Below are 16,202 nucleotides of genomic sequence, written 5' to 3'. Positions count from 1 at the left end.
CTCGCCAGCAGGGCTGGGAGGCGGGCGTTTCGGCGTTTTTGGGATCGCGTCAGGACGAGTTAAGGGCGAAGCCTTGATGGGCGAAGTCCGTCAGTTCCCGGATGAGGTCGCGGGCTTCTTCGGGCACGGATTTGGGCAGGCGCGGCGCGGTGGCCGGCAGGAGTTTTGCGGCCCCCTTGCGGGCGAGGCGCCTGGCCAAGCGACTGGCCATGCGTCTGGCCCAGCGCTTTGCCAATGGGAGCGCGTTGTCGAACGCGACGTGGAGCGCGCTGAGGCGGCGGGCGAAGGTTTCGGCGACAGGGCGCGGCCAGGAGGTTGGCGCGCGCAGGTCTGAGGCGTCACCCGGAAAGCTGATGCGGGGGAGCTGGGAGGCAGAAGCATAGCCGCTGGCTTTGCGTTTGGCGGGCTCGGCCATGCGGAAGCCGGGCGGTTTGGCGGCGGGCGCTTCGCGGGACTGGGATGGGCGCGACGGGGCTTTGGCGGGCGGCTTGCGCGTGGGCATGGGCTGTGGCGGCAGGTCTGCGGCAAGGATGAAGATGGCGCGGCGCAGGGCGATCTCAGCCGGGATCAGCGCGTGGCGCATCAGGTGGCGCGCAAGGCGCTCGCTGAGGGGCGCGCCATTCAGACGCGCGAAGATGCCGTCGATGTAGAGGATCAGACCAAGGACGAACTGGCGGGCCTGCTCCAGCAGGGCGTCGATGGCGTCGTCTTCCGTAGGCTGAGGGGGCGTGTCCATGCCTTGGAGGTTAGCATGGGTCTTTGGGGCGGGGATAAGTTTGGGGCGGGCCCGCGTAAGGGGTTGAGGGATTTCGGGTTTTTTGCGGGTGGGTGGGGGATAGGGGGCTTGGTTGGGGGAGCCCGCTCTATCCTTCGACTTCGCTCAGGATGAGCTTCGTGGGGGTATGGCTTTGGAGCGTCATCCCGGAATTTGCGGAGCAAATGTCCGGGATCCAAGGGCGGTGAGGAAGGCTGGGTCCCGGTCTTCGCTTGCAGCGAAACCGGGATGACGGAGCCGAGGGGTTGAAAGGTCAGTCGCCTTCGCCGTGTTTGCGGGCGGCTTCGCGGAGGCGGGCGAAGATGGCGGCGGGGTCTTCGGGGGCGGAGACTTCGTCGGGCTCGGGATAGTCGTCGTCGAAGAATTCATCGACGGCGTCTTCGGCGACCTCTTCGGCCCCCTCTTCCGCGCTGACGGTGTCGGCGACGGCAGGCTCCGGACGGGTGGGCTGGGGCGCAGCGGCGCCGGAATAGACGGCGTCGGCGTCTTCAAAGTCTTCCGCCACGGAGGAGCGGAAATGGGCGATGACGGTTTCGCCGCCTGTCAGCGTCTGGCCGGCCCAGACATGGGTGCGGATGTCTGCGGGCAGGTAAACGTCGCACCAGCCGCCGAGGCGGCGCGTGCCGAAGCTGCGCCCGAGGCGGACGACATCGCCGTGATCGACCGCGAGTTCGATGCGGGGCCCGAGGCCGCCCGTGGTGAGGACGATTCCGGCCTGTTCGCCCTGGCTTTCGAAGGTGACGTAAGCGCGGGTGAGGCCCTCTTCATCCGGGCGGTTGGCGATGGGCTGACCGGGTTCGCCCTGCTGGAGCGAGACGATTTCGACTCCGCCGGCCATCGGCGCGTAAAGTTTGTTCGAGGAGACCGGCGAGGACGCGATGCGCACGCGCACGAGGCTTTCGCCCTTCAGGCGGAGGGCGGCGGGGGCATCCCCATAGCCGACCGAGACGACGACGCCATCGCACGGGGCCACGACGCCATAGGCGAGGTCTGGCGGGGTGCGTTTGGCCCAGCGCCCGGCAGCGAGCGCGATGACCATGGCGGCAAAGCCGACCCAGAACAGCGGGTCCCAGATCCAGCCCAGCAGGAGGGCGGCCAGGAAGGCACCAGCCGCAGCGGCGACGGCCTCCCAGTCGAATACGGTCTTCATCCAGGGCAGCGACTGGCGTTCGGCTTCTTCGCTCATCGGCTCGCCTCCTCTAACATTCTGTTTCAGCTGAGAACTTCAGCCGGTTCGGCGCGATGCGCCTGTCGATCCCACATATCAGCATATTTGCCGCCTTTTGCCAGCAGGGCCTCATGCGTTCCCCTTTCCACAACGCGGCCAGCCTCCAGAACGATGATCTCATCTGCCGAAATCACCGTAGAAAGCCGGTGGGCGACCATCAGCGTGGTGCGCCCGGCGGAGGCTTCATCCAGGGCGCCCTGAACGGCGGCCTCGGTGGCACTGTCGAGGGCGCTGGTGGCCTCGTCCAGCACCAGGATGGCGGGATTGGCGAGGATGACGCGGGCGATGCCGACGCGCTGTTTCTCGCCACCGGACAGTTTCAGGCCCCGCTCGCCCACGCGCGTGTTCCAGCCCTCGGGTAGCGCCTCGATAAAGGGCAGAAGCTGGGCCCGGCGGGCGGCGTCGCGCAGCTCCGCCTCGTTCGCCCCGGGCCGGGCATAGGCGATATTGGCGCGCAGCGTATCGTTGAAGAGAACCACATCCTGCGGGACAAGGCCGAGCGAGGCGCGCAGGGATTCCTGCGTGAGACCGCGCACATCATGCCCATCGACGCGGACTGTGCCGGTATCCACATCATAGAAGCGGAAAAGCAGTTTCAGCAGCGTGGACTTGCCCGCGCCGGACGTGCCGACGAAGGCGACCTTGCGGCCGGGGGCGACATCGAAGCTGATGCCGGAAACGCCGACGGCGCGGCCCTCATGGCTGAAGGCGACCTCTTCGAAGGTGACGCGGCCCTGCGGGCGCTCCAGCACCGTGGCGCCGGGCGCGTCGCGCACTTCGGGCACCATGGCCATAAGGCCGTGGAGCTTTTCCAGATCGACCGCGCCCTGCTTGATCTCCCGCCAGGCCCAGCCGAGGATGTTCAGCGGGGCATAGAGCGAGAGCAGCATCAGCATGACGCCGGTAAGGTCGCCGATCTTCATCGTGCCCTGGATGACGTTCCAGGCCGAGAGCAGCATGACGGCGAGCAGGCCAGCATTCATCACCAGCGCCTGAACGGCGTTGAGCAGGTACATGCTGCGCGTGGTTTCGACATAGTGGCGGTTATATTCGCCCATGGCGCCATCGAAGCGGCGGGTTTCGCGCGTTTCGGCGGCGAAGGACTTCACGGTTTCGAAGTTTGTGAGGATGTCTACCGAGGTGGCGCGGAAATGGGTGTCGGCCTCGTTCATCCGCCGGCGCTGGCGCACGCGCCATTCGGTGATGATCACGGTGCAGATGACATAGACGACAATCGTGGCGACCGCGATGAGCGAGAGGCGGATATCGTATGCCAGCCCCAGCGCAATGGAGGCGAGGACGAGGCGCACGAGCGTCGGCCCGATATTGAAGGCGAGAAAGCGGATGAGGTAATCGATGGCGCCTGCGCCGCGCTCGATGATGCGGTTGAGGGCGCCGGTGCGCCGCGTCTGGTGGAAGCCGAGGGAGAGCGCGAGGGCGTGGCCGAAAGCGTCCACACTGGCGACGCGCTGGGCATCCTGGCTGACGGGCGAGAACAGCCAGTCGCGCAGCTGTGGCAGGGCCGCGGCGGCAAAGCGCAGGCCGAGGCCATAGAGCAGCCACAGGGCGGCGGTGGCGAAGTTGGCGACGGTGCCATCCGCGCCGGCGGCCTGGTTGATGGCGTTGCCCATGACCAGCGGGGAGACGACTTCCAACACGGAGGCGGCCAGCGTGATGATGACCGCGATCGCCATGACCGGGCGCCATTTGGCCAGCTCCGGCCGGGCCAGCAGATGCAGGATGCGCAGGATGGATTTCCACAGGCCGCCATCGGCGCTGTCGATACGGTCGGGATTTTCGGGCGCCTGAACGGCGGCATGGGGCGGGCTCATGAGGGCTCATATGGCGCTGTTTGAGCCCAAGTGAAACCCGGCGCCCGGCAGAGGCGGAAATCGTCCCCATATAGGGGCCTGAAAATGCGTCTGGCGAAGTCGCCGGAGGCGCCCTATCACTTTAGGGAAAGAACGAGCTGAAAGATTGAAAAGAATGACAAAAATACGCTCCATCTGCGTCTATTGCGGCGCTTCGGACACTGTGGACCCGCAGTATATCCGGCTTGCGGAGCAGCTGGGACGGGAACTGGCCAAGCGCGACATTCGCCTGGTTTATGGCGGCGGCGGCGTGGGCCTGATGGGCGCCTGCGCGCGCGCGGCACATGAATCGGCCGGCGAAGTGCTGGGCATCATGCCGAAATTCCTGCTGCAGAAGGAACGCATCTACAAGGATGTGGAACACCGCATCGTGGACGACATGCACACCCGCAAGCAGATGATGTTTGACGAGGCGGACGCGTTCATCGTGCTGCCGGGCGGGATTGGCACGCTGGAAGAGGCGGTCGAAATCCTCTCCTGGGCGCGGCTGGGGCTGCACGCCAAGCCGATGGCGTTCCTGGATGAGGACGGCTTCTGGACGCCCTTCTTCGACCTTCTGGAGAAGATCATCCAGGGCGGGTTTATCCCGGAGGACTTCCGCCAGGCGATGGTGCATAGCCGGGAGCCCGGCGAAGCCGTCGATGCCCTGCTCGACCGCGTGGTCGTGCTGGACCTCTAGGCCGCGCGCGGGCGCCCCACCACACCTCAGCCATGATGGCGCAGGCCGGGGTCGAGCCTGTGAAGCTCGGCGTTCAGCCATTGATGATGCGCTTCCAGCCGGGAGACCGCCTCAAGGTCGGTCTCGTTCCGGCAGACGAGTTCTTCGCGCCAGGCGGAAAGTACCTTCAGCTGGGCGCGGAGCCAGCACAGCATCTGGGCATCATCAAGGGGCATGCACATCATGGTCTCATCCTTCTACTGACCAAACTGCCAGGACAAAGCGATCTTGAAATTGCGGCCGGGCTCGGACACGCCCGCGAAGACGCGGTCGTAGTCATGGTCGAGCACGTTATCGACACCGGCATCGATGCGCAGGTTTGGCGCAAACTCCGGACGCCAGGAGGCGTAGAGATCGACCACGACATAGCCGGCGCGGCGCTCGGCAACGGTGAGCACGCCGCCCGAGAGCGCGCGGCGTTCGAATTCGTCCGCAATCTGAAGGCGTGTGCCGAGGCGGGTGTTCCACGGGTCGAGCTTCAGGCCGGCGTCCAGCGACAGACGGTCCGGCGTGAGAGTGCCGAGATCTTCACCGGTGGCGGTGTCGGTGCCGGCGATGGTGGAGAAGGCCGCGCGGGCATACCAGAGCGGCGCGTCATAGCTCGCTTCGGCTTCCCAGCCTTCAAGGCTTGCCCCGGCGATATTGGCGGAGTTGGTGGTGCCCGCCGTGCAGGGGAAGAAGCTGGGGCCGGTGAAGCAGGTGGGATCGTAGCTGAAATCGACCGAGAGGTTGATCAGGTCGGTCACATCGCTTTCGAAGTAGGAAACCTTGCTTTGGAAGCGATCGTTGCTGGTGAGGACATCGGCAAAATCAAGGCCAAAGCCAAGCTCGACGGTCTCGCTCGATTCCGGCTTCAGGTCTGCATTCGGCACGAAATTGTTGCTGACGAAAACGAACTGGCCAAGGCCGGGATTGAACAGCGTCGGGTGGGGCACGGAGAAGTGCACGCCATCGAGATACAGCTCGTTCACGGACGGCGCGCGGAAGCCTTCAGCATAGGACGCATACAGACGGAGCCATTCGACCGGCGCATAGGTGGCGCCCAGGCGCGGTGAGATCTGGTCGTCTGAGGCCTTCTCCGTGCTGAGCTCCGACGAGCTTTCGAAGCTGTCGTGGCGGATGCCGGGAATGACAACGAGGCGGCCCGGAAGACCGAAGGGCCGGGCGACTTCAGCTTCGGCCTGAACGAACACGCCGGTAAATTCGGCGCTGCCATTGGGCACGCCGCCGCGGATACCGCCAGTGGCGGTGGAATCGGTGCCGACCTGGCTGTCTTCATACCAGTCGCCGCCGACCGTCAGCGTCGTTTCGACCGGGCCGAGCTGGAAGCGCGAGGCGTTGCGCAGGCTGATACCGGTGGTTTCAATCTCGCGCAGGGTGGTGCGCGGGACGGTCACGTCGAACTCGTCCACGCCGGTTTTCTGCTGGTAGACGGTGAGTTTGGCGTCGATCAGGTCAGACGCCGGATTGAAGGCCAGCGCGCCGCGCCACAGCTCGCTGGTGATGTCCTTATCGACATCGCGGTCCAGCGTCGCATCGCCCGTGCCGGCAGTGCCCTGCCCGTTATTCGGCTCGACGGCGGAGTTGGTGAACTTCTGCCAGGCAATTTCACCGGAGAAGGCGTCGGTAAACTGGTAGCCGAGCTTGATCAGGCCGGTCTGGATTTCATCATCAGACGGAAGATCGACGCCCGAGCCGAGCGCGATATCGCCCGACTGGCGCAGGCCGAAGCTGGCGAGGGCATCAAGGTTACCCGCCGTGCCGAAGACAGTGGCCGAGCCGAGCCATTCCTCATTTGCGCTCTGATAGCCGGCGCGCAGGCGCGCGCCGAAGGTTTCCCCTTCGCGCAGCAGGTCTGCCGCGCTGGCCGTTTCGAAGGCGAGCACGCCGCCGACGGCGCCAGACCCGTAAAGCGCAGAAGCAGGCCCGCGCACGACTTCGGCAGCGCGGAGCAACTCCGGATCGAGGAAGAAACTGCCGTCATGGGCGGAGCTGAAAGACTGGCGGGCGCCATCGACCAGGACGAGGACATTCTCCCGCCCGAAGCCGCGAATGCTGGGCGATTCCCCCGTCCGGCGCGGGCCGCCGGAAAACTCCACGCCCGGAACATCGCGCAGCAGATCGGACATGGCCGAGGGCTGGATCAGCTCCAGAGTATCGCGGGAGATGACCGTGACCTGTCCCGGATAATCGAATACCGGCAAGGGGTTAGACGTTCCGTAGACGGTGATGGTTTCCTCTCTCTGGTCGGCTTCAGGCGCCTCCTCAGCGAGGGCGGGACCGGCGACCAGCGCCAGGGCCGCCGCAGACAGCAAGAGGCGCTGACGCGGCAAGCCTGGCGGCGGGAAAGCGTTTGGGGATTTCATGGATGCACCTTTAGTATTGCGAATGATTCTCAGTTGCCCTTGTTGCAAAACTCAAAAGCGATTGCAAGTCATTCTCATTCGCATTAGTAGCTGAGATACACCCATGACCGAATCCTGCCCCCAAGGAGGCGCCGCCCCATGCCGCTGAACCCGCCCGCCCCGATGAAACCCGGCCTGCTGAAACTCGGCTGCGCCGTGATGGCCCTGAGCCTGGCCGCCTGCGCCGCCACCAACGCGCAGACCGCGCTGGCCACGCCCCCGCCCGCCGCTGAGCGCGCGGACGCAGCCCGCTTCGAGCAGGACCGGCAGTCGATCCTCGCAATGGCAGGCGACTACAAGGTGTCGTTCGACTTCATCGAAACGGTTTCCTTCAATGAGGATTACATCGTGATGCCGCCGAAGATTTCCGGCGCGCAGGAAGTGGTTCGCGTGATCGAGGACCGGGGCGACTTCATCAGCCTGCAGCATATCCTGGTGGCCTCGCATGGCGACGCGGCCTTCCCCATCAAGCACTGGCGGCAGGACTGGCAATATGAACCCGCGCGCATCCTGAGCTTCATTGGCGGCAATGCCTGGGAATGGCGGGACATTCCGCAAGCCGAGCGCAAGGGCAAATGGTCCCAGACCGTCTATCAGGTGGACGATGCGCCACGTTACAGCGCGCTGGCCGCGTGGAGCTATGAGCTAGGCCCGGCAACCTGGGCGCCCGGCCATGAGTGGCGCCCCCTGCCCCGGCGCGACATGACCACGCGCAACGATTACCACACCATCAATGCCGTGAACCGGCATGTGATCACGCCGCTCGGCTGGGTGCATGAGCAGGACAATGACAAGGTGGTGCTCTCATCCGGCGTGCCTGTGCTGCTGGCGCGCGAAGTGGGCGTGAACACCTATGAGCGCGACAGCGATTTCCCGGTGGATGTGGCGCTGGACTATTGGACGGGCACGGCAGATTTCTGGACCGAGATCCGCGACGAATGGGCGAAAGTGGCCAGCGAAGCACCCGCCTTTGGCCTGACCATTCAGGGCGAGACCGAAGCGCTTTACATGCCTCTGCTTGAGCTGGCGGAGAAATATGCCGCCGGAGATGTGGCGCTGGCAGAAGCGGCGGCGGAAGGCCGGGCGCTCGTGCGGGCGCATGTGACGTTCGATCTTGATCCGCTGGCGGAGCGCGTGGCCGCGACGCCGAAAGCGGGGGATAAATCGTGAGGCGGGCAGCAACTGCCCTTGCGGGGCTCGCCATGATGGCGGCCCTGCCCGCCGCCGCGCATACCGGATACATCCTGCCCGATTCCTTTGACTATAAAAGCTGCAGCGGACTGGGCGCGATTGCGACGTTCAGCGATTATTTTCCGGCGCCGGAGATCGTGCTGAGCGTGCCGGAGTTTCACCTGACCGGACCGACAGGACCGGTGGCGTTTGACAGTGTGCGCGCCGACCATGCGATGTCGCGGCTGGAAGCCTCGCTGGATGTGCCGGGCACTTACCGGATCACCACGGGCGCGCGCCTCGGTCGCAAGGGCAAGGTGGCGCTGCTGGACGGGGCATATGTGCGCCTTGAGGGCAGCGAGAGCCTGCCCGGCGGGACGCGCATTCTGAGCTCGCAGACGGCGACGGTTTCGGACACATATTTCAGCTGTGGCGGCGCAGAGACAGCGATTGACACTGCCCCGCCGGGGCAGCTGGGCGTCATTCCGCTAACGGAAGATGATGCGCCAGATGACATGCGGGCGTTTCGCGTGACGTTTGACGGGGCGGGTTTCGCGCCCGACGAAGCCTATCTCATTCCGGCCTATGCCTCCTTTGCCGGGGCGCATGACGGACAGCGCGTGACCGTGGCCGAAGACGGCGTCCTGCGGCTCGAAGGACTGGTGCCGGGGGTGTATGTGCTACTCGCCCGCCACATTGCGCCCGCGCCGAACGGGGCGGAGACGGATGTGCGCTCCCACTCGACGACCGTGACATTTGCCGTGGGCGGATCGCACGCCGAGCATTGAGGCCGGATAAAAAAACCCCACCTGCCCGAAGGCAGATGGGGCGGAGTTTTCCCTACGCAGCAGGAATGGGTCAGACGTTCTCGAACTGGTTCATGGTGTTGTGCTCGCCGCTGGCTTTCAGGGCGCGCTCACCGGCAACCATTTCCTTGAACGTGTCGCCGAGGTCGGAGCCGACTTCGTGCTGGTGTTTCACAGCCGAGACATTGTTGCGGATTTCCTGACGCTGGATCGTCTTCACATAGGCGGCCATCTTGTCTTCGCCGAAGTAACCGCGCGAGAGCTGGTCGGTGGCGAAGGCCGTCATGTGGAAGGTCGGCAGCGTGATCAGGTTGTGGAACACGCCGGCGCGCTCGGAAATGTCGTACTGGAAGCGTTGCAGGCGGCGGTCTGCCTCCTGGCCAAGCGGGGTGTCGTCATACTTGGCCGACATAAGCTCCGCTTCCGGATATTCGCCCTCTGCAATCTTGCCCTCTGCGGCCCAGGCCTTGCGGACCTGTTTGCGCAGGTTGAGCGTCCAGTTGAAGGAGGGCGAGTTGTTGTAGGTGAGCTTGGCGTTCGGGACAGCTTCCTTCACGCGGTTCACGAGGCCGGCGATGATGTCCACATCCGGCGTGTCGGTCTCGATCCAGAGAAGGTCTGCGCCGCCGAGGGTGAGGTTGGCGATGCAATCCTCGACCACGCGGTCTGCGCCGGTGCCTTCACGGAACTTGAACAGGCCGTTGGGAAGGCGGACCGGCTTCACGAGGCGGCCATTCTGCTGGAGGGCCATGTCGCCTTCCTGCAGCGGGCTGGCGGGCGTGATCTCTTCGACTTCGAGCCATTTGGTGTATTGCGAGGCAAGGTCGCCGGGGCCGGTGGAGACCGGGACTTTCTGCGTCAGGCCAGCGCCGAGGCTGTCGGTACGCGCCACGATGACGCCATCGTCCACGCCGAGTTCTTCGAAGGCCAGGCGGCAGGCGCGCAGCTTCTCGATGAAGTCTTCACGCGGAACAGTGACCTTGCCATCCTGGTGGCCGCACTGTTTTGCGTCCGACACCTGGTTCTCGATCTGGATGCAGCAGGCGCCAGCCTTGATCAGTTCCTTGGCGAGCAGGTAAGTCGCGTGCTCGTTGCCGAAGCCGGCGTCGATGTCGGCGATGATCGGCACGACATGGGATTCGAAATTGTCGATGCGGGCGACGATGGTTTCGATGACATCCGCAGGCGCGCCTTTTTCGCGGGCCGCTTTCAGCTCACGGAAGAGATCGTTCAGGGCGACTTCATCAGCCTGGCGGAGGGAAACGTAGATCTCCTCGATCAGGTCTGCGACCGAGGTTTTCTCGTGCATCGACTGGTCCGGCAGGTGGCCGAAACGGTTGCGCAGGCCAGCGACCATCCAGCCGGAGAGGTACACATAGGTGCCTTTGGCGGTGCCCTTCATGCGCTTGACGGCCTTGATCATCTGCTGGGCATGGAAGCCCGACCAGCAGCCGAGCGACTGGGTGAACTTGGAGTGATCCTGGTCATAGGCGGCCATGTCGGCGCGCATCACACCGGCCATCTCGCGGGCAATGTCGAGGTGGGTGTTGTAGGTGTTCTGGATCTTGAGCTGGACGATATCGTCCACGGTGACGCCGCCGGGTGCCTGGCCGGTGGGGTAACGTTTCTGGACCTGGGCGCGAAGCTCAGCATAGGTGGGACGCTTGGTCATGGGAGTATCTCCTTACGGGAAAATCGTGTTAGTCTGTTGACGTATCATGCAAGGTTGCGCAGCGCTTCATAGGCGGGCAGCGTCAGGAAGTCGGCGAGGTCTTCGGAGGTTGCCGTCTCGGCGAAGATGCGGGCGGCAATATCGTAACGGCCAGCCTTGAAGCCATTTTCGCCCAGGGCGGCCTGCACCTTGCCGAGCTCGTCGGCGAGGATTTCGTCGAACCAGGCCTTGGTGAAGGTGCGGGCGTTGCCGTCTGCCGCTTTCACCTGTGCGCCATGGTAGATCCACTGCCAGATCTGGCTGCGGGAGATTTCAGCGGTGGCCGCGTCTTCCATCAGGTTGTGGATCGGCACGGCGCCGCGGCCACTCAGCCAGGCGGCGGTGTATTCGATGCCGACAGATACATTCGTGCGCACGCCTGCCTCGGTGATGTCGCCGGTGTGCGGCGTCAGCAGCGATTTCTGGCTGATCGGCGGGAAGCAGCGCTGGCCGAGAACCTGGTTGCCGAGCGGCATATGCTCGTTGAAGACTTCCATGGCGACGGGAACGAGCGCCGGGTGGGCCACCCAGGTGCCGTCATGGCCATTCTTCACTTCACGGAGCTTGTCGGCGCGGACCTTGGCGAAGGCCGCGTCGTTGGCAGCCTCGTCATTCTTGACCGGGATCTGCGCTGCCATACCGCCCATGGCGTGGGCGCGGCGACGGTGGCAGGTCTTGATGAGCAGCAGCGAATAGGCGTTGAGGAAGGCCCGGTCCATACCGACCTGCGCGCGATCGGGCAGGACGAAATCGGGATTTTTCCGCAGCGTCTTGATGTAGGAGAAGATGTAGTCCCAACGGCCACAGTTCAGACCCGCAATGTGGCGGCGCAGCTCGTAGAGGATCTCGTCCATCTCGAAGGCGGCAGGCAGCGTCTCGATCAGCACGGTGGCCTTGATGGAGCCGGTGGGGATGCCGATTTCGCCTTGTGCGTACTCGAACACTTCATCCCAGAGGCGGGCTTCCAGATGGCTCTCCATCTTGGGCAGGTAGTAGAACGGGCCGATGCCGGCTTCGAACAGCATCTTGCCATTGTGATAGAAGTGCAGGCCGAAATCGAAGAGGCTGGCCGAGACCGGGCGGCCATCGACAAGGACGTGGGCCTCTTCCATATGCCAGCCGCGCGGACGGACGATCATCACAGCGATTTTGTCATTCAGCGCATAGGACTTGCCCGAGGCGGCATCGGTGTAAGCCAGCTTGCCGCGGGCGAAGTCCTGCATGTTGACCTGGCCATCGATCATGTTGGCGAAAGTCGGCGAGGAGGCATCCTCGAAATCGGCCATGAACATTTTCGCGCCGGAGTTCAGCGCGTTGATCATCATCTTGCGGTCCACCGGGCCAGTGATCTCGACAGAGCGGTCCAGCAGGATGGACGGAACCGGATCGACTTCCCAGTGACCATTCCGGATGACCTTCGTCTCGGGAAGGAAATCGGGCAGCTCGCCAGCGTCGAAACGGGCCTGACGCGCCTTGCGGGCAGCCAGCAGCTCACGGCGGCGGGCACCGAAGCGGCGCTCCAGCGCCTCGACAAAAGCCAGCGCCTGCGGGGTGAGCACGCGGTCTACACCGGCGGCCTTGCCCGTCACTTCGATCTTCGCGCGGGCGGCGGAAGGCTGTTCAAGTGTGGCTGCGATGGACATGGCCGGTACTCCCTGGATGTCTTAATTCTTGACACAACCATATTTACAGCGCGCGAGATGATCGAGTACCTTTCTGTTTCCATTGGGTTTTTGTGTTTACGTTGTAACAAGAACCTTGTGTCACATGTAAGGTTTGTAAACTTAACCGGGGTGCCAGATGGCCGAGCGCAAGGAAAAAACCCTTATCGGCCCGCGTGTTCGGCGGCTGAGACGGACACTTGGGATCACCCAGGCGCAGATGGCCGAAGACCTCGGAGTCTCCGCCAGTTACATTAACCTGATCGAGGGGAACCAACGCCCGATCAGCGCCAACCTCCTGCTGACGCTGGCGCGGGTTTACGACTTTGACATTTCCGATGTGGGCGGCGCGGGCGATGCGCGGCTGATTTCGGAGCTTATGGAAGTGCTGCGCGACCCGGCGCTGGAGGCCGGCCCCGTCGGCAAGAATGATGTGGAGGATGTGGTAAATGCCAATCCTGACATCGCGCGCGCCTTTGTGCAGCTTTACGACAAATACCGCGAACTGGCCCTGCGGACCTATTCGGACAATAATCCGCTGACGGACCGGGAGAAGGTGGAGCTTCTGGAAGAATCCGCCCGCAGCGTCGAATCCGTTCGTCAGATGCTGCAGGATCACCGCAATTATTTCCCGGAGCTGGACGAGGCGGCCGAAGCCTTTGCGGCGGAAATGTCCACCCTGCATGAAGACCTTTACGCCGCGATGATCCAGCGCCTGAAGGGGCAGCATGGGTTGCGCGTGCGCGTGGTGCCTTATGACATCATGCCCAACACCCTGCGCTATTACGACCGGCACAAGCGCGGCATCGACCTTTCAGAACTGCTGCCGCCTTCCGGGCGCCGTTTCCAGCTCGCCTTTCAGCTGGGCATGCTGGAATTCAGTGATCTGATTGATTCCTATGTGCTGAAAGCGGGCTTTACCGACCGGGACGCCATCGGCCTTGCCCGCGTGAGCCTTGCCAACTATTTCGCCGCCGCCGTTCTGATGCCGTATCACGCCTTCCTGCGGGAAGCGGAGAAGACAAAATATGATGTGCAGCTGCTGAGCCACCGCTTCGGCACGAGCTTCGAGCAGACGGCACACCGGCTGACCACGCTGCAGAAGCCTGACGCGCGGGGCATTCCCTTCTTCTTCGTGCGTATCGACACGGCGGGCAATGTTTCCAAACGCTTCAGCGCCGGGCGGTTTCACTTCTCGAAGTTTGGCGGTGCCTGCCCGCTGTGGAACATCCATGAATGTTTTGAGGCACCCGGACGCATCCGCACACAGATTATCCAGATGCCGGACGACACCACGTATTTTTCCATCGCGCGCACGATCAGCCGCACCGATGGCATCTATGACAAGCCCGGCCCGAAGCTGGCCATCGGGCTCGGCTGCGATATTGCCTATGCCAAACGGCTCGTTTACGCGGCGGACCTCAACCTCGACCATGTGGAGCCGACGCCGATTGGCGTGAACTGCTACATGTGCGAACGTCAACACTGCGCCTCACGCGCGCATGCACCGCTGAGCAAGAAGCTGATCTTCGATGAGCGGGCACGCGGCATCTCGCTCTACCGCTTCCAGGCGGATTAGAGCACTTCGCTGAGAACCCGGACCAGAGATGTGTCCATCATTGGCTTGCGGACCAGCGCCGCAAAGCCAGCGCTCCGCGCGGTCTCCTCCAGCGCATGCGCCTCCCAACCGGAGATCATCACCGCAGGCGCCTCAACGCCTTTCTTTCGCAGGGCGTCGAGCACGCCGAAGCCGTCAACGCCTTCAAGCTTCAGGTCGATCACGAAGCAATCATAATCGCCGGGCGCAACATGGGCGAGCAGGTCCTCAGCCCCCGCAAATGTCTGTACGCTGAAGCCGCGCGCGCCCAGAAGCAGGCGCAGCGACTGGCGCACGGCCACGCTGTCGTCGACAACAGCGATACGTCTCGCAGGGTGGACTGGCAGGGGTTTTGCTATCGCGCTCACTTCACTCTCCGGCATTCCGGGAGCTTAATTCCTGCACGCGAACGGGGCTGCCGTCTGTAAGTAGAAGCCCCTAAAACTGCGTATTATTCAATCCCGAAGCCGGCAGCGAAGGCAACGCGCAGCACGGCGGAGAGATTTCCGGCGCCCATCTTTTCCATGACGTTGGCACGGTGGATTTCGACCGTCCGCGGGGAAATATCCAGCGAGATGGCGATCTCCTTGTTGGTCTGGCCATCGACCAGGCCAAGCAGGACTTCCTTCTCGCGCGCCGTGAGCCGCTCGATCAGGCCGCGCGCTTCATCGGCAAGCACTTCTTCCTTGCGGCGGGTCTCCATCCGCTCGAAAGCGCGGGTGAGCGCATCCACCAGGGTCTGCTTGGCGTAGGGCTTTTCGACAAAATCCACAGCGCCCGCCTTCATGGCACGGACAGCAACGGCAACATCGCCATGGCCGGTGAGAACGATCACCGGCATGGCCACGCCGCGTTGGTTGAGTTCCTGCTGGACTTCGAGGCCATCCATCTTCGGCATCTGAACATCCAGGAGGATGCAACCTTTTTCTGCCTCTTCAGCCTGCTCCAGAAAAGCAACGCCGTCGGGATAGGTTTTCACGCGAAAGCCGGCATGACGCAGCATGAAGCTCGCGGAGTGGCGAATAGCTTCATCGTCATCGACCAGATGGATTAGGCGAGTATCGGTCATGAACCTGATTTACCTGCATCTTTTCTCAGTGTGAACCGAAAACAGGTTCCGCCTTCGGGCGGCGAATTGGCACGGATGACCCCGCCATGGGCCTCCACGATCGTCTGGCAGATAGACAGGCCGAGGCCCATGCCCTGCGATTTGGTGGTGGAAAACGGCTTGAAGATGTTTTCACGCAGCTCCGCCGTCAGGCCGGGGCCATTGTCGCAGACTTCGATGGCGACATAGCCGGGCTCTTCCGCAGCATAGACCGAGATGTTGATTCGGGCGTCCTGCGTATTGGTGAGGGCGTCCATGGCGTTACGGATAAGGTTGATGACAACCTGCTGGATCTGGATGGGGTCGCCCAGCACATTATCGGCGCCTTCGTCCAGATCGAGCTTGATCGGGATATCCGCCAGGTCGCGCGAGAGTTTGGACAGGGCAATGGCGTCGGCGAGCAACGGGCCGAGGGTGAGTGGGCGGGCATCGACCTCGCCGCGGGAGACATAGGAGCGCAGCTTGCGCACGATCTCGCCGGCGCGCACAGCCTGGCGGGCCGCTTCGGTGAGCGCTTCGCGCAGAATTTCGCGCGTTTCCGGATCGGGCGAATCGAGCAGGTCGCGGCTGGCTTCGAGATAGTTGGCGACAGCCGTGAGCGGCTGGTTGAGCTCGTGCGCAAGGGCCGAGGCCATAGTGCCGACAGCGCTGAGGCGGGAGAAATGGACCAGCTCCGACTGCATTTCCTGCATGCGCAGCTCGGCGCGCTGCTGCTCGGTCAGGTCACGTATGAAGGCAGTGAAGAGGTAACGATCGCCGATGCGGGCTTCACCGATCTTGAGATCGATGGGAAATTGCGTGCCGTCCGCGCGCGAGGCGATGACGACGCGGCCCTTGCCGATGATCTGCCGCTCGCCGGTACGCAGGTAGTTGCCGATGTAATTGTCGTGGTTGACCTTGTCGCGGCCCGCCATGAGGAGGTTGACCGGCTTGCCGATCACCTCTTCGACGGTGAAGCCGAACAGGTTTTCAGCGGCGCGGCTGAAGGCCATGATCTTGCCGGACTCGTCGATCACCACCATGCCATCGGGCACCGACGCAAGAATGGACGCCAGATGCAGCTGCAGCGTCTGGCTGTCCAGCAGGTCGACCGGGGGCAGAGTCGGCTTCTCCGTTTTGCTCATCGGTCTTTTTTTCTTCATACGGCAACTT

Annotated in this window: 14 protein-coding genes; 4 read left to right on the top strand and 10 right to left on the bottom strand. The window is 63.6% G+C overall.

Translation table 11 applies throughout. From position 1 onward, the window contains the following. Nucleotides 1-49 precede the first annotated feature (49 nt). From K1X12_RS09920 to K1X12_RS09910, 3 genes are all read right to left on the bottom strand, one after another. Nucleotides 50-736, bottom strand: a complete 687-nt coding sequence (locus K1X12_RS09920) for a hypothetical protein (protein WP_220987440.1) — start codon at nt 734-736, stop codon at nt 50-52. A 292-nt stretch (nt 737-1,028) separates the two neighbouring features. Then, the gene (locus K1X12_RS09915; RefSeq protein ID WP_220987439.1) at nt 1,029-1,961 is read right to left on the bottom strand and encodes a phosphatidylserine decarboxylase; all 933 of its coding nucleotides are present in this window, start codon (nt 1,959-1,961) and stop codon (nt 1,029-1,031) included. 26 nt (nt 1,962-1,987) lie between these two features. After that, a complete protein-coding gene (locus tag K1X12_RS09910) occupies nt 1,988-3,835 on the bottom strand; it encodes an ABCB family ABC transporter ATP-binding protein/permease (protein ID WP_220987438.1) in 1,848 nt (615 codons plus the stop codon). 154 nt (nt 3,836-3,989) lie between these two features. Here K1X12_RS09910 and K1X12_RS09905 point away from each other — a divergent pair, with 154 nt between their 5' ends. Further along, complete coding sequence (locus tag K1X12_RS09905) at nt 3,990-4,553, top strand: LOG family protein (protein ID WP_220987437.1); 564 nt, start codon at nt 3,990-3,992, stop codon at nt 4,551-4,553. A 26-nt stretch (nt 4,554-4,579) separates the two neighbouring features. Here the strand turns inward: K1X12_RS09905 and K1X12_RS09900 are convergent, their stop codons facing one another. Both K1X12_RS09900 and K1X12_RS09895 read right to left on the bottom strand, forming a co-directional pair. Further along, nucleotides 4,580-4,777: a hypothetical protein gene (locus tag K1X12_RS09900; RefSeq protein ID WP_220987436.1), complete on the bottom strand. Its 198-nt coding sequence runs from the start codon at nt 4,775-4,777 to the stop codon at nt 4,580-4,582. 12 nt (nt 4,778-4,789) lie between these two features. Further along, on the bottom strand, nt 4,790-6,958 hold the full coding sequence (locus K1X12_RS09895) for a TonB-dependent hemoglobin/transferrin/lactoferrin family receptor (RefSeq protein WP_220987435.1): 2,169 nt from the start codon (nt 6,956-6,958) through the stop codon (nt 4,790-4,792). Between the two features lie 138 nt (nt 6,959-7,096). Here K1X12_RS09895 and K1X12_RS09890 point away from each other — a divergent pair, with 138 nt between their 5' ends. Together K1X12_RS09890 and K1X12_RS09885 are read left to right on the top strand one after the other, a co-directional pair. Continuing rightward, the gene (locus K1X12_RS09890) at nt 7,097-8,167 is read left to right on the top strand and encodes a DUF6607 family protein (protein ID WP_220987434.1); all 1,071 of its coding nucleotides are present in this window, start codon (nt 7,097-7,099) and stop codon (nt 8,165-8,167) included. After that, nucleotides 8,164-8,955 (top strand): DUF4198 domain-containing protein, encoded by a 792-nt coding sequence (locus K1X12_RS09885; protein ID WP_220987433.1) that lies wholly within the window; start codon nt 8,164-8,166, stop codon nt 8,953-8,955. Before K1X12_RS09890 ends, K1X12_RS09885 begins: the two co-directional genes overlap by 4 nt. A 70-nt stretch (nt 8,956-9,025) precedes the next feature. On the opposite strand, the gene K1X12_RS09880 is transcribed toward K1X12_RS09885, so the two are convergent. Then, entirely contained in the window at nt 9,026-10,645 is a 1,620-nt protein-coding gene (locus tag K1X12_RS09880) for an isocitrate lyase (RefSeq protein ID WP_220987432.1), read from the bottom strand. A 44-nt stretch (nt 10,646-10,689) separates the two neighbouring features. After that, entirely contained in the window at nt 10,690-12,327 is a 1,638-nt protein-coding gene (gene aceB, locus K1X12_RS09875; RefSeq protein ID WP_220987431.1) for a malate synthase A, read from the bottom strand. A 157-nt stretch (nt 12,328-12,484) separates the two neighbouring features. Between aceB and K1X12_RS09870 the strand changes: the two genes are divergently transcribed. Further along, complete coding sequence (locus K1X12_RS09870; RefSeq protein ID WP_220987430.1) at nt 12,485-13,924, top strand: helix-turn-helix domain-containing protein; 1,440 nt, start codon at nt 12,485-12,487, stop codon at nt 13,922-13,924. On the opposite strand, the gene K1X12_RS09865 is transcribed toward K1X12_RS09870, so the two are convergent. The 3 genes from K1X12_RS09865 to K1X12_RS09855 form a co-directional block, all read right to left on the bottom strand. After that, nucleotides 13,921-14,310, bottom strand: coding sequence for a response regulator (locus K1X12_RS09865; RefSeq protein WP_220987429.1), 390 nt, complete (start codon nt 14,308-14,310; stop codon nt 13,921-13,923). The two genes, K1X12_RS09870 and K1X12_RS09865, sit on opposite strands and share 4 nt — an antisense overlap. Nucleotides 14,311-14,393: 83 nt before the next feature. Then, nucleotides 14,394-15,011: a response regulator transcription factor gene (locus K1X12_RS09860; protein WP_220987428.1), complete on the bottom strand. Its 618-nt coding sequence runs from the start codon at nt 15,009-15,011 to the stop codon at nt 14,394-14,396. Continuing rightward, complete coding sequence (locus tag K1X12_RS09855; protein WP_225907931.1) at nt 15,008-16,192, bottom strand: PAS domain-containing sensor histidine kinase; 1,185 nt, start codon at nt 16,190-16,192, stop codon at nt 15,008-15,010. The genes K1X12_RS09860 and K1X12_RS09855 overlap by 4 nt, the downstream gene beginning before the upstream one ends. Between the last annotated feature and the right edge of the window lie 10 nt (nt 16,193-16,202).

Source organism: Hyphomonas sediminis, from assembly GCF_019679475.1.
Lineage (GTDB): Bacteria > Pseudomonadota > Alphaproteobacteria > Caulobacterales > Hyphomonadaceae > Hyphomonas > Hyphomonas sediminis.
The sequence above is the reverse complement of the archived record's forward strand: the minus strand, read 5'-3'. Positions and strand labels throughout refer to the sequence as shown.